Raw genomic sequence first — 13,300 nt, forward strand, 5'->3', positions numbered from 1 at the left:
GCGTCCCAGCGCACCGGCTGTCACCGGCGGTAATAGGAGTGCCCATAGTGAGGCAGGGGGAGCCGTGGGAAAAGGGTTTCTGAGGGTAACTCCCGGTCGTGGAGGCCCTTTAGAGGGGAAGCGGCGGAGCCGGGAGAAGCGGTTTCGAACCGGGACTCAGGATTCCATGGCCGCCGACAGCAGCATGCGTGCCAGCTCACGCGGCTGGGAGAACATCGGCCAGTGGCCGGTGTCCAGCTCGACCAGCCTCCAGCGCTCGCCGGTCAGCAGCTCGGCCACGTCGGCCATCGGCTCGGCGCCGTCGAGGAGACACTTGATGTAGGTCGCCGGAAGTTCACCGAGCGGACGCGCCAGCACGGCCGGCTCGGTCAGTGTGGCGCCCGGGTGCGGTGTCGAACCGCCCACGATCCGCACGATCTGATCGTCCGTCAGCCCCTGGCCCGCGTAGTCGGCGGCGGTCAGGGGCGCCCAGAAGCCCCCGTTCTCGGCCATCGACGCCTCCACCATCGCCCGGCCGTCCGGCCACGCCGACAAGAACGACTCCCCATGGGCCGGCACGTTGGAGTCCACGAACACCACGCGGGCCAGCCGGTCGCCGATCCGCTCGGCGGCCTGACCCACCGGGATGCCCGAGTAGCTGTGCCCGACCAGGACGACATCGCGCAGATCGAGGCGTTCGATCTCGCCGACGATGTCCTGTACGTGGGTCTGTTGCCCGGCGGGCACGCCCTGCTTGTCGGCGAGGCCGGACAGCGTCAGGGGATGAGCGCCATGCCCGGCGGCACGCACCTCGGGCACCACCTCGTGCCACGCCCACGATCCCAGCCACGTGCCCGCCACCAGTACGAATTCCGTCATGCCGGGAACCTGGCGCAGGGATCGGACACATCCCCCTGCTTTACGCTCGGTGCCCGCGCCCGGAACGAGCCGACCGAGGCCGAACTGGACGCCCGCAAGGATGTGCGTCGCACGGTCAACCTCACCACGCCGACCGACGTCTTGATCAACAGCGAGCGCGGCGGCGTGGCGGAGCAACCTGACAGGGCTCGTCTCCGTCCTTCTATACGCCCCGTGTATACGCGTGGTGTATAGATAAAGCCCGGCGCTCCCCCCCCCGGATCGCAGACGGAAAGGCAATCCATGTACGGCAAGGCATTCGCACCGGAGTATCAGGGCTCCCTCACCGCCCTCTCGGTGAACTCTTCGCTGGTCGACGTGTTGGCCGCGGGCACCGAGCAGTTGCGTGCGGCCGAGCGGACCGGCTCGCCGCGCGAGGCGGCCCGCTCGGGGCTGGCGGTCGCCGAGGCGCACCGCAGGCTGGGGCAGGTGACGGACGCCGACCGCGAGTGGAAGGCCAGTTATCGCGCGGCCCGGACGGCGCGGGACGTCGGGGCGATGGCGTGGGCGCTGTGGAGCGGAGGCACGCTCGCCCGGCAGCGGGGCGCGCTGGCGCTGGCATGGCGTCTGCTCGGCCTCGCGGCCGAACTCGGCGAACGCGGAGGGGACATCGTCGTCCGCGGCTACTCGCTCGCCGGGATGGCGGAGACGGGCCGGATCCAGGGGGACTACGAGGCCGTCGGCGCGCTGCACGAGCAGCTCCTCGCCGAGGCGCGCAAGCGCGGTGAGGCCCGGCACACCGTGTGGGCGCTGGAGGGCATCGCCCAGATACACCGCAACACCGGGTCGTACGACACGGCCTACGCGATGTTCGAGGAGGCCGCGGAGATAGCCGAGCAAGCCGAGGACCGGCGCGGCCACGCCTGGGCGCTGCGCGGCCTGGCCGACATCGTCTCCGTACGCGACGGGGACGCGGACCACGCGCTGCGGCTGCTGGCCGAGGCCGAAGTGGCCTGCCGCGAGATGACCCTCTCCAGCGCGCTGGCCTACAACCACAAGATGCGCGCCAATGTGCTCTACCGCGCGGGCCGTTACGAGGCGGCGCGTGACGTCTACCGCCAGGCCCTGGAGGAATTCCGCGCCATGAGCGAGCCACGCGGCGAGGCCCTGGCCAGGCTCGGACTCGTCAAGGCCCTGGCGCGGCTGGGCCGCGATCGCGTCGAGACGGCCACCGACCTGGCCGAACTCGCCCGGGTACTGGACCGCATCGGGCTGCGGCACGCCCGCCGGATGGTGGACCGCGCGCGGGAGGAGTTCGGTCTCCCGGAGGGAGTGGAGGACGGCACCGGCCCGAGCCCCATCGGTGCGGCGGCGGTTGTGGGGGCCGGACGGTGACGGCGGCGTTCCCGGCGCTGCGCGGAGTGGGCGAGGACACCGCGACGGCGCGTCAGATCCTCGATCGCTGCCGCGCACTGGTGCGGCCCGCGCTGGCTCAGGCGGTCGAGCGGTTGCACCCGTGGCCCGGCGAGATGGCCGCGTACTCCTTCGGCTGGTGCGAGGTGGGCGGCACCCCCACGGAAGTGACGGGCGGCAAGGGGGTGCGGCAAGCACTGGCCGTGCTGTGCGCGGAGGCGGCCGGGGCACCCGGCGAGGCCGCGGTCGCCGGGGCGGTCGCGGTGGAGCTGGTGCACACCTTCTCGCTGCTGCACGACGACATCATGGACGGCGATCCGACGCGGCGTGCGCGTCCCACGGTGTGGAAGGCGTACGGAACGGGCCCGGCCGTGCTCGTCGGTGACGCGCTGTTCGCACTGGCCGTGGAGACACTGGCCACCGTGCCGGGCGCCCGCGGCCCCCTCGCGGTACGCCGTCTGGCCGCCGCCCTGGGCGACCTCGTCCGCGGCCAGGCGGACGATCTGCTCTTCGCGTCACGCCCCTGGACCGGCCCCGAGGCGGTACGGCCCGACGAATACCGGTCGATGGCCGAGCACAAGACCGGCGCACTCCTCGGGTGCGCCGCCGCCCTGGGCGCCGCGCTCGCCGGCGCACCGGACGACACGGTCGCCGCCCTCGACCGGGCCGGCCGGCACATGGGAGTGGCCTTCCAGGTGGTCGACGATCTGCTGGGCATCTGGGGCGACCCCGGTGTCACGGGCAAGCCCGTCCACGGCGATCTGCGGCAGCGGAAGAAGACCCTGCCCGTACTCGCCGCCCTGAACGCCTCCGGCCCCGCCACCGGGCGTCTGGCCACCCTGCTGGACTCCCCGGACACGCCGGATGACGCCACCGCCCGGCGTGCGGCCGAGCTGATCGAGCAGGCGGGTGGCCGCGCCGCCGCGCTGGAGGAGGCCCACCGCCATATCGCCGCCGTGGAGGCTTGTCTCGACAGCGTGTCGCCGGCGCCACGGCCGGCCGAAGAACTGCGCACGCTGCTGGCCTTCCTCGTGCGGCGGGACATGTGACACCCCACGGGAGCGGTCACGGCCCGGAGGCCGGTTCCACGAACACGCGGGGGCGGCTTCGGCGCGGGGCAACTTCGCCGGTGCGACGCCTGCGCAGGCGGCGCCGGCGTGGGTGCTCAGGCAGGCCGTGCCCGCGGTCCCCCGGTCCGGCCGGGCGGAGCACGTCCGGGAGAATCGCGAGGCGCTGGACCTGGAGCTGACCGACGAGGACCTGGAGGCTCTGGGCCTGGCCTTCCCTCCGCCCAGCGGGCCGGTCCCCCCCGGAGGTCCTCTGAGGGCCGGAGGTCCCTTGAGGGCCGCAGACGCCTTACGCCTACGAGAGGTGGTAGCGCAGAAGCACGCCCACCCCGTCCTCCAGCGGCAGCTCCTCCCGCGGCACCACGATCAGCTCGGCGCCGGTGCCCACGAGGGCCCGTACCATCGCGGCCCCGGCGGGCTCCTGCTGTCCGAAGTCCACGCCGAGGTCATGGAGGTCCGGTTCTTCCAGGGTGATGTGGGTGGGCTCGGGCCCCGTCCACAAGGACTCCGGAAGCTCGACGGGGTGGTTGAGCAGGAGCGCGTGCACCTGGCCGCGCTGCAGGGTGGTGAGCGTGGCGGGCATTCCCTCGGTGGTGTCCGGGTGCCGGGCCCGCTGCGCCAGATAGCGGTGCATCAGGGTCCTGTCCCGTTCGTTCACCGTTGCCCACAGGGTCTCGCTCAGCTCCGCCTCCAGCAGGGCCCGGCCGGGCTCCGCTATCGGCCGCCCGCGGTCGGGCACGGTGACGACGCGCTGCTGCGTGGACTTGGGCAGGTGGTTGACGAGGACGCCGCGCAGCCATTCGTCGCCCTCCCCGCTGCGCAGCACGATCGTCTCCGCACCGCTCCACTGGCGCAGGTTCTCGATCTCGTGTGCGACCGCGAACGCGTTCCGCGGCCAGTCCCTGGCCGAGCCGACATGGCTGAGGCGGGGCTCCGGGGCCACCCGGCTCATGGGCCATCGCCCGGCCTCGTAGTACACCGCCACGTCTTCCTGCAGGTCGGTCTCGGCGAAGACCCGGCTCAGGTCGACGGCCACATACGGGATGTCCGGGGCGTGCTGCAGCACCAGGGGCAGCACATCGGGAAGCGTGGCGACGCGGGCCGTGTCGGCCACCGGCGGTTCCGGGAGCTCCTCGGCCAGCGCAAGCCGCCCGTGCGCGGCGAACAGCGCCTGGCCGTGTCGTCCGGACACGTCCCGGTCGCTCCCCACGGCGGTGCGCAGGGCGGCGATGGTGGCGTTGTCGGCACCCTGGTCGGACAGGTCCTTGCGCAGGTGGCGCCAGCGCAGCTCGATCGCCTTGTCCGGATCCCCGATATCCCGCGAGGTGTCCAGGTAGACGCTGGCCCAGGGGCCCGGCCGCGTGTAGAGCGGATCGAGAAACGACAGCTTCATGTGCGCTCCGTACGTCCTCGGGTGGCCTGAAGGGGCGGCCCGGCCACACCGGGTTTCCCGCTCTCGCCGGACGAAACCGCTCGGACGGGACCGGCGGCCCATGCCTCAGCGGGTGGTGAGCACCATCCGGAAGCGGGCGGCGCCGGAGAGCATCTTCCGGTACGCCTCGGCCACGGCCGTCGATGGTGATCGTCACCAGCTCCGGTGTGCTCGCCTTCCACTGGGCGCGACGGTGGCGGGCGTGGCTCCGGGACATCTTCCGCTTGGGCACGGCCATGACGCATGGGTCTTTCCTGGTCGGTCGGTCGGTGGTGTTGCCCTCACCGTACATGAAAATGGATACCGTTCTCATGTAGTGTCCTGCGGTGACACCGTGACCTCGTCGCCCCCAGGAGGAGATGTGCCGTTGGTGATGCTGCGGGTACGCAGAACCGCTCACGCGCTCGTGACCGCCATCGCGCAGGCGGCGGAGTGAGACCCGGCGCGCACCCGGACCGCGCGCTCGACTCCTACCGGGGCGCGCTGCTGATCGCCAGCCATGACCTGCCCGTCCTGACATCGGTCGGCATCACCCGCTGGCCGCTCCTTGAGGAAGAGCCGCAGGAGCCGACCGCCGAGGAGGTCCGCGATCTGCTCGAGGCGTCGGAAGGCTGAGAGAGTGTGCGCTCCGTCCCGCCCGGGCCGGCGGCCCCCACCGCGACGGTGGGGGGGCCGGCCCGTGGGGGGTCAGGGGTAGGAGACCACGGTGGACGGCCTCGTGCTGTCGCCCACGGTGGCCGATCCGGTGGTGTTGATGACGTGTTCGTACTGACCCTTGCCGCCGAGCGAGACGACGAGCAGGTTGTGGAACTTCACACCCGCGGTGTTCGGGGCCGCGAATCCGTGGTCCTGGCGGATCGTGGGATCGTCCTTGTAGTAGCAGTAGCTGCCCAGGCCCCAGCCCTCGTGCGCGGTCACGGAGTCGGCGACCTTGTAGCCGGCGTAGCCCTTGACGGAGCCGTTCTGGATGGCCGCCTGGTTCGGGGCGTCGTAGGCCTTCTCGTTCTGGAAGAAGACGGTCCGGCCGCGCTGGCCGTGCCACTGGACGTCGTACTTGTTGAAGTGTTCGACGAACAGGCCGGTCGCCAGGACGTCGTCGCCGTTGACGCGGAGGCCGTGGTCCGCGCGGTTGGTCTCCCAGCCCACGCCCTCGCCGTGGTCCGCTCGCCAGATCCATGTGTGGTCGATGATGGTGTGCCGGCTGTTGACGACCATGCTGGTGGTCGCCTTGGCGGGGCCCGCGCCGCCGATGCGGATGAAGACGTCCTGGACCGTGATCGGGTTGTCGGAGTGGTCCTTGGACGCGCCCTCGGGACCGACCTCCAGCAGGGTGGAGGAGTTGACCGGCCCCGCGTCGATGAGGAATCCGGCGAGCCGTACCCCGTCGACGTCGGCGACCTTCATCGCCGTCGCTCCGTTGTCCGCAACCAGGGTGGCGTATCCGAGGCCAAGGACGACGGTGCCCGCGCGCTTGACCTCGACGGCCCGGTCGAGGTGGTAGATCCCCGGTGTGAGCAGCAGATGGAGGCCCTGCTCGAGCGCGGCGTTGAGAGTCGCCGCGGTGACCCCGGGCTTGGCCACGTAGAACTGGCTGAGCGGCACGGAGGTGCCCCGGGGAGTGCCGCTGCCCCAGGTGGTGCCGCGCGCGTTGGTGCGCTTCTCCGGCAGGAAGACCTTGTAGCTGCCGCCGTCGAGGTAGAGGAAGGGCTTCTCGCGGGAGACCGGTGTGGTGGCCAGAGTGGTGTACGGGGGGTCGGGGAAGCTCTGCGCCGGGGCGCCCTCGACGCCGGAGAACACCATGTTCCACACGGCGTTCAGCCAGCCGCCCACCGAGCTGTCGCGGGTGTACCACTGCTGCTGTGAGTACGGGCCCACCGTGCCGTCGATCCGGCTGTCGGCGATGTAGCCGCCGCTGGCCCAGCCGTAGCCGTCGGGGGCGAGGTTGAGTCCGCCCTTGATGTGCATCCGCCGGAAGGGCGCGGCCTGTGCGACGGCCCAGCGGTTGGTGCCGTTCACCGGAACGAGCGCGAGGTTCTCCGCCGAGCGCCAGAAGTTCTGGGTGGCGTTGCCGTCGAACCACCCCGCGTCGACCGTGACATCCCCATTGATGGTGGTGTCGTCGGGGGAAAGGCCGAGGCCCGCGATGGAGGTGTAGAAACCCAGCTGGGCGTTGAGGCCGTGGTACGTGCCCGGCTTGAACAACAGCGCATAGCGGCCGGTGCCGAACTGGGCCGACTCCTGCTGCTTGAACACCTGGTCCAGCTTGGCCTGGATGCCGGGCGTGGAGGGGTCGAAGACCAGCACGTTCGGGCCGAGGTCGCCCCCGCCGGGCAGCTCGGCGGCGGACCGCCCGGTGGCCGCGGTGGGAACGGACGCAGCAGACGTCGCGGATGCCGGTGACGAGAGGGCGAGCAGACTCGGGGCGGAGACCGCCGCGGTCATGGTGACAAGCACCTTGCGGCGCGGGAGGGGTGTTCTGCTGGTGGCCGAGCCGTCGGTGGGGGGTGTGGACATGCGCGACTCTCCTTGTTCAGAAAATGAACGATGAGGACGTGGGGGAGCGCTCTCTTGGCGATGCATGTTTCAGGCGTGTGAACCAGCCGTCAATAGTTCTGCCCAGAACTTCCTCAAGATCTGGGCAGTCGTGGCGTCAGAATCCCGCCATAGCGCCTAGTTGCGCCTGATTCGCGGACCGCGGAGACGACCTCATGATGTGCGATCCGCGTTCACAAGATGTTCTTACCGGCGATGTCGAGGTACTGCCCCTCCCCGGTCCGCCGTCTCGCGGAACGTCCCCCAGCGTGGAGCCATGGCCGGGAACGGTCTCGGCTGCCTGCGCCGGGAACGGTCTCCGCTGCCTTGCGCCGGGGGAGTGGCCGCCACTGCCGTACCGGCCGCGGTGGTCAGCGCAGTTCGCCCGGAAACGCTCACGGGGGTCCGCCCTTACGAGTGGGGGATCACGGCAAGCGCGCCACATCTTCCGGGAGTTGAACACATCCCGTGGCGTCAGGCGATTCGCTCGAAAGCGGTGGGGTCGACCTGGTGGACCAGCGGGCGCCCGGTCAGCAGCCGCTCCAGTTCGTCGGCCGCGGACAGCCCCAGACGGCGTACCTCGTTGCCCTGCGAGCCGGCCAGATGCGGGGTGAGAAAGACGTTCGGAAGGCCGAAGAGCGGGGAGTCGGCGGGCAGCGGCTCGGGGTCGGTCACATCCAGCACCGCGCTGATCCGGCCGGTACGCACCTCCTCGGCCAGGGCGTCGGTGTCCACGAGACTGCCGCGCGCGGTGTTGATGAGCACGGCCCCGTCCGGCATGAGCGCCAGCTCATGCCGGCCGATCATATGGCGGGTCTCGGGGAGGGCCGGTGCGTGGACGGTGACGATGTCGCCGGCCCCCATCAGCTGGTCGAGGGGGAGCGGCCGCACCCCGAGCGCGGCCGCCTCGTCCTCGCCGACATGGGGATCGGCCAGCATCACCTGGAAGTCGAAGGGCCGCAGGAGCTCGATGAGGCGGCGGCCGATACGGGAGGCCCCGATGATGCCGACGCGCCGCCCGAAGTTGCCGATCCCCGGCTGGATCTCGCCGGTGGTGAAGGTGCGCCGGGCGCGATACCGCTCGCGGGCGGCGAACGCGTCCTTCCCGGCCAGCAGGATCATGCCCAGGGTGTACTCGGCGACGGGCAGCGCGTTGGCGGTGGCGGCCGACGAGACGATCAGGCCCCGCTCCCACCAGCCGGGCGCCAGGATCCCCTTCACCGATCCCGCGGCGTGGAGCACGGCGCGCAGCCTGGGCGCCGCATCGAGCACCGGGGCATCGATGTACGGACAACCCCATCCGGTGAGCAGGATCTCGGCCTCGGCCAGCACACGTCGCACCCGGGGATCGCCGAAGTCCTCGGCCGTCAGCGTGGGGTCGATGTCCACGCGGGCCCGAATCCGGTCCAGCAGGTCGGGCGGATAGACGCTGGGCAGGGTCTCGGCGCTCATCGCGAACAACGCCTGCGGACGTCGGGGCACGGTGGTGGCCTCCGGATTTCGGGAACGCGGCTCAGCAACGCGGCTCTACCCGAGGACGGTATAGCAACCGGTCGCTCCATAAGGTCTGCCGCTGAGGTTGATTGATGTGACTGATCGTGAACGGCGGCGAGCCTCTTTGTCGCCCTGTGAGGCATCTGTACCGTCAGCCCGGCGAGAAGACCGATCAGGTGCGGGTGAGGAGCTCGGGCTGTGACTGTTGTTCAGGAAACCGAACCGCTGGGGCCGCAGGCGCGGCGGCGCAATGCCGGGCGGGCCGTGGTGGAGTGGCTGACGACCACCGACCACAAGAAGATCGGCACCCTCTACCTGGCGACCTCGTTCGGGTTCTTCCTGGTCGGCGGCATCATGGCGCTGCTCATCAGGGCCGAACTGGCTCGCCCGGGTCTGCAGATGATTTCAAATGAGCAGTACAACCAATCGTTCACCATGCATGGCACGATCATGCTGCTGATGTTCGCCACGCCGTTGTTCGCGGGCTTTGCCAACTGGATCATGCCGCTGCAGATCGGTGCGCCGGATGTGGCGTTCCCGCGCCTGAACATGTTCGCCTACTGGGCCTACTTGTTCGGCTCGCTGATCGCGGTGAGCGGCTTCCTCACCCCGCAGGGCGCCCCCGACTTCGGCTGGACCGCCTACACCCCGCTGTCCGACAGCATCCGTACGCCCGGTGTCGGTGGCGACCTGTGGATCATGGGCCTGGCCTTCTCCGGCTTCGGGACCATCCTCGGTTCGGTCAACTTCATCACGACGATCATCTGCATGCGGGCGCCCGGCATGACGATGTTCCGGATGCCGATCTTCACCTGGAACATCCTGCTGACCGGTGTGCTCGTGCTGCTCGCCTTCCCCGTCCTGGCCGCCGCGCTGCTGGCGCTTGAGGCGGACCGGAAATTCGGTGCGCGCATCTACGATCCAACGAACGGCGGCCCTGTGCTGTGGCAGCACCTCTTCTGGTTCTTCGGCCATCCCGAGGTGTACATCATCGCGCTGCCGTTCTTCGGCATCGTCACCGAGATCCTCCCCGTGTTCAGCCGTAAGCCGGTCTTCGGCTACATCGGGCTCATCGCCGCGACGATCTCCATCGCGGGGCTTTCCGCCACGGTGTGGGCCCACCATATGTTCGTCACCGGCGCGGTGCTGCTGCCGTTCTTCTCCTTCATGACCTTTCTGATCGCGGTCCCGACAGGGGTGAAATTCTTCAACTGGATCGGCACCATGTGGAATGGTTCGCTGTCCTTCGAGACGCCCATGCTGTGGTCCGTCGGATTCCTGGTGACCTTCCTCTTCGGCGGGCTCACCGGCGTTCTGCTGGCCTCCCCGCCGCTGGACTTCGAGGTCTCCGACTCGTACTTCGTCGTCGCGCACTTCCACTACACCGTGTTCGGCACCGTGGTCTTCGCGATGTTCGCAGGCTTCTACTTCTGGTGGGCCAAGTTCACCGGAAAAATGCTCGACGAACGCCTCGGAAAAATCCACTTCTGGACCCTGTTCATCGGCTTCCACACCACCTTCCTCATCCAGCACTGGCTCGGCGCCGAAGGCATGCCGCGCCGCTATGCCGACTATCTGGCAGCCGATGGATTCACCGTGCTCAATACGGTCTCCAGCATTGGCGCGTTCCTGCTGGGCCTCTCCACGCTTCCGTTCTTCTACAACGTATGGAAGACGGCCAGGTACGGGCAGAAGGTCGAGGTCGACGATCCCTGGGGCTACGGACGCTCGCTGGAGTGGGCCACCTCCTGCCCGCCCCCGCGCCACAACTTCCTCACGCTGCCCCGTATCCGCTCCGAATCACCCGCCTTCGACCTGCATTACCCGGACCTCTCGGCCCTGGAACTGGCCACCCACCGAGGCCGGCGTGACGTGGTCGAACCCGAGCCGCAGCGTGAGCGCCCCTCGCGCCCCCCGGGGGGTGAGGGGCACTGAGGAGGCCGCGCCATGACCGACAGCCGAACGCCGGACGGCCCCAGCGTCGAGGCGGGCATCGCCACCATGGAGGGGTACCTGCTGTGGCAAGCGGAGATCGAGCGTACCCGCACCGAGGCCGAGTCCCTGGTGGACGGGCTCGACTGGCCGACCACCGCCCAGCGGGAGGAGCTGGTGGAACTCTTGGCCCGTCGGCAGCTCGATCTCTCGCGGGTGACCGTCTCCCGCATCGCCGCGCGCGCACTGCAGCTTCGCGAGGAGTACCAGCACCGCTATGACCACCTCAAACGCCGTGTCGTGGCCTGCGCCTTGGCCGCCGTGGCAGTCGTGATCTTCCTGAACGTCCTGCTGCTGGCCTTCTGACCGGGGCGCGCTTGCCGCCCAACGGCCGCCGCCGAGGTGAGCGCCCAAGGCCGCCCAGGCGAACGCCCCGTGGGGAGACATGATGGACAGCGATGTCGACATAGCGCCGCCGCTGCGTGAGCGCGGCGACGGCGACCGGGCGTCGCGCGCCCAAGGACCCGGCTCGCCGGGCGGACACTCGACCCGGCAGACAAGTGAGAGAAGGTACGCAAAATGCCCTTTGACCCCTCCGGCCCCTCCCGCCGTGCGTTACTGGTGACTGGATCACATCGCGACCGGAATGACCATCCGGCAACTGTGCGACGCCGCGATCCGCTACAGCGACGGGACCGCCGGCAACCTGCTGATGTGTGACATCGGCGGTCCTGCTGATGTGTGACTTCGGCGGTCCGGGGCGGCTGACCGCCTGTCCGCGCGGACTGGGAGACACCGCCAGCCGCATGGACCACTACGAGTCCGAGCTGAACAGAGTCGGCCCCCAGGACCCGCGCGACACCACCACGCCCCCGGCGATCGCCACCGACTACCGCGAACTCAGTGCTGGGTGACGCGCTGACCGCCGGCCAACGCGCCCTGGTCAAAGACTGGCTCCAACGCAACCTCACCGGCGCCAAACGCATCCGGGCCGCGCACCGCGCCGTTCAGTGGCGATGGGCAGGGGTCTGCAGGACCCAGGTGGCGCCGTGGCAGCCGGGGGGCAGCGGCGGGAACTTCTTCCCCTTGACGTCGGTGCTCCACTCGTGGATCTCGCCGCAGTCACATCGGTAGATGCCGCTTTCCGGGACATGCTCACCCGGGCGATAGGCCTTTTGGTTCATGGTCCCGTTGTAACGCCGCCTGCCACGCGCCGCGACATGGGTCGTCCCCCCGGACCCCATTTCCACTCGCGCGGTGGAGCAGTCGCACCGGCGATGTTCCCCGGACACAGTGGCCCGTACCGGGGGCCGCGGCACACGGTTTTCCGGTACGGCCAGGGGCCCCTAGGAGAGGTCCGGGCTGGAGGGTGCCTTCGTGGCCGCCTCCGCGTCGCGCCCGGCGACGAGGGAGGTGTGGGTGGGGGCGTCGGGGACGGTGGCGGGGCGGTCCTTGGCGAACTCGGTACGCAGCGCCCGGACGACCTCGCCGAGGTGGTCGAGCTGTTCCAGGACCGTCTTCAGCGGCAGCCCGGCGTGGTCGACGAGGAAGAGCTGACGCTGGTAGTCGCCGAAGCTCTCGCGGAAGGTCAGCGTCTTGTCGATCACTTCCTGCGGGCTGCCCACCGTCAGCGGGGTGTCGCGGGTGAACTCCTCCAGGGAGGGGCCATGGCCGTAGACGGGGGCGTTGTCGAAGTACGGGCGGAACTCGCGCACCGCGTCCTGGGACTTCGGGCGTATGAACACCTGGCCGCCGAGGCCGACGATCGCCTGCTCGGGCGTGCCGTGGCCGTAGTGGGCAAAGCGCCGCCGGTAGAGATCGATCAGCCGCTGGAAGTGTTCCTTGGGCCAGAAGATGTTGTTGGCGAAGAAGCCGTCCCCGTAGTAGGCGGCCTGCTCGGCGATCTCCGGCGAGCGGATGGAGCCGTGCCAGACGAACGGCGGTACACCGTTCAGCGGGCGGGGAGTGGAGGTGAAGCCCTGCAGCGGGGTACGGAACTTCCCCTCCCAGTCCACCAGTTCCTCGCGCCACAGCCGGTGCAGCAGCGCGTAGTTCTCGATCGCCAGCGCAATGCCCTGGCGGATGTCCTGCCCGAACCACGGGTAGACCGGCCCCGTGTTTCCCCGCCCCATCATCAGGTCGACCCGGCCGCCGGCCAGGTGTTGCAGCATGGCGAAGTCCTCGGCGATCTTCACCGGGTCGTTGGTCGTGATCAGTGTGGTGGAGGTCGACAGGATCAGGCGTTCGGTGCGCGCCGCGATGTAGCCGAGCATGGTGGTCGGGGACGACGGCACGAACGGCGGGTTGTGGTGCTCGCCGGTCGCGAAGACGTCGAGGCCCACTTCCTCCGCCTTCAGGGCGATGGCGACCATCGCCTTGATCCGCTCGTGCTCGCTCGGCGCCGTGCCCGTGGTCGGGTCCGCCGTCACATCTCCGACCGTGAAGATCCCGAACTGCACCGCGCTCACCCTCCTGAATGGTTCACGATTGAACTATGCAAACAGGAGGGGGTTCCGAATCATTCCGGCAGGGGGCGTGGGCACAGTGAACGGCCCCCGGAATTTCACCATCGACGTCGCAACTTCAGTCGTCA

11 protein-coding genes and 2 pseudogenes are annotated in these 13,300 nt (G+C 69.7%); 6 read left to right on the plus strand and 7 right to left on the minus strand.

Features of this window, described 5'->3' with window-relative positions:
* Nucleotides 1–156 precede the first annotated feature (156 nt).
* Nucleotides 157–858, minus strand: a complete 702-nt coding sequence (locus ABZU99_RS09415; RefSeq protein WP_356049782.1) for an alpha/beta fold hydrolase — start codon at nucleotides 856–858, stop codon at nucleotides 157–159.
* 282 nt (nucleotides 859–1,140) lie between these two features.
* Here ABZU99_RS09415 and ABZU99_RS09420 point away from each other — a divergent pair, with 282 nt between their 5' ends.
* A complete protein-coding gene (locus ABZU99_RS09420) occupies nucleotides 1,141–2,232 on the plus strand; it encodes a tetratricopeptide repeat protein (protein WP_356049780.1) in 1,092 nt (363 codons plus the stop codon).
* Nucleotides 2,229–3,299 carry a polyprenyl synthetase family protein gene (locus ABZU99_RS09425; RefSeq protein WP_356049778.1) on the plus strand — a complete coding sequence of 357 codons (1,071 nt, stop codon included), beginning with the start codon at nucleotides 2,229–2,231 and terminating at the stop codon, nucleotides 3,297–3,299. Before ABZU99_RS09420 ends, ABZU99_RS09425 begins: the two co-directional genes overlap by 4 nt.
* A gap of 313 nt (nucleotides 3,300–3,612) precedes the next feature.
* On the opposite strand, the gene ABZU99_RS09430 is transcribed toward ABZU99_RS09425, so the two are convergent.
* Together ABZU99_RS09430 and rpmF are read right to left on the minus strand one after the other, a co-directional pair.
* Entirely contained in the window at nucleotides 3,613–4,710 is a 1,098-nt protein-coding gene (locus ABZU99_RS09430; protein ID WP_355941967.1) for a hypothetical protein, read from the minus strand.
* 172 nt (nucleotides 4,711–4,882) lie between these two features.
* Nucleotides 4,883–4,987 (minus strand): annotated as a pseudogene (gene rpmF, locus ABZU99_RS09435) (50S ribosomal protein L32); the annotation flags it as partial.
* A 194-nt stretch (nucleotides 4,988–5,181) separates the two neighbouring features.
* On the opposite strand from rpmF, the gene ABZU99_RS09440 reads away from it, so the two are divergent.
* The gene (locus ABZU99_RS09440) at nucleotides 5,182–5,364 is read left to right on the plus strand and encodes a hypothetical protein (protein ID WP_355942327.1); all 183 of its coding nucleotides are present in this window, start codon (nucleotides 5,182–5,184) and stop codon (nucleotides 5,362–5,364) included.
* 72 nt (nucleotides 5,365–5,436) lie between these two features.
* On the opposite strand, the gene ABZU99_RS09445 is transcribed toward ABZU99_RS09440, so the two are convergent.
* Nucleotides 5,437–7,263: a coagulation factor 5/8 type domain-containing protein gene (locus tag ABZU99_RS09445; protein WP_356049776.1), complete on the minus strand. Its 1,827-nt coding sequence runs from the start codon at nucleotides 7,261–7,263 to the stop codon at nucleotides 5,437–5,439.
* Nucleotides 7,264–7,755: 492 nt separating this feature from the next.
* Entirely contained in the window at nucleotides 7,756–8,763 is a 1,008-nt protein-coding gene (locus ABZU99_RS09450; RefSeq protein WP_356049774.1) for a hydroxyacid dehydrogenase, read from the minus strand.
* Nucleotides 8,764–9,000: 237 nt separating this feature from the next.
* Here ABZU99_RS09450 and ctaD point away from each other — a divergent pair, with 237 nt between their 5' ends.
* The 3 genes and pseudogenes from ctaD to ABZU99_RS09465 all read left to right on the plus strand — a co-directional run.
* Entirely contained in the window at nucleotides 9,001–10,710 is a 1,710-nt protein-coding gene (gene ctaD / locus ABZU99_RS09455; RefSeq protein ID WP_356049800.1) for a cytochrome c oxidase subunit I, read from the plus strand.
* 12 nt (nucleotides 10,711–10,722) lie between these two features.
* Complete coding sequence (locus ABZU99_RS09460) at nucleotides 10,723–11,073, plus strand: hypothetical protein (RefSeq protein ID WP_355941952.1); 351 nt, start codon at nucleotides 10,723–10,725, stop codon at nucleotides 11,071–11,073.
* 265 nt (nucleotides 11,074–11,338) lie between these two features.
* A pseudogene (locus ABZU99_RS09465) lies at nucleotides 11,339–11,540 on the plus strand (hypothetical protein); the annotation flags it as partial.
* A 174-nt stretch (nucleotides 11,541–11,714) separates the two neighbouring features.
* Here ABZU99_RS09465 and ABZU99_RS09470 read toward each other — a convergent pair.
* Nucleotides 11,715–11,891, minus strand: a complete 177-nt coding sequence (locus tag ABZU99_RS09470) for a hypothetical protein (RefSeq protein WP_356049772.1) — start codon at nucleotides 11,889–11,891, stop codon at nucleotides 11,715–11,717.
* Nucleotides 11,892–12,053: 162 nt separating this feature from the next.
* Nucleotides 12,054–13,166 carry an LLM class flavin-dependent oxidoreductase gene (locus tag ABZU99_RS09475; protein ID WP_356049798.1) on the minus strand — a complete coding sequence of 371 codons (1,113 nt, stop codon included), beginning with the start codon at nucleotides 13,164–13,166 and terminating at the stop codon, nucleotides 12,054–12,056.
* Nucleotides 13,167–13,300 lie beyond the last annotated feature (134 nt).

It is taken from the genome of Streptomyces sp. NPDC005266, from assembly GCF_040607655.1.
In the GTDB taxonomy this organism is placed as follows: domain Bacteria; phylum Actinomycetota; class Actinomycetes; order Streptomycetales; family Streptomycetaceae; genus Streptomyces.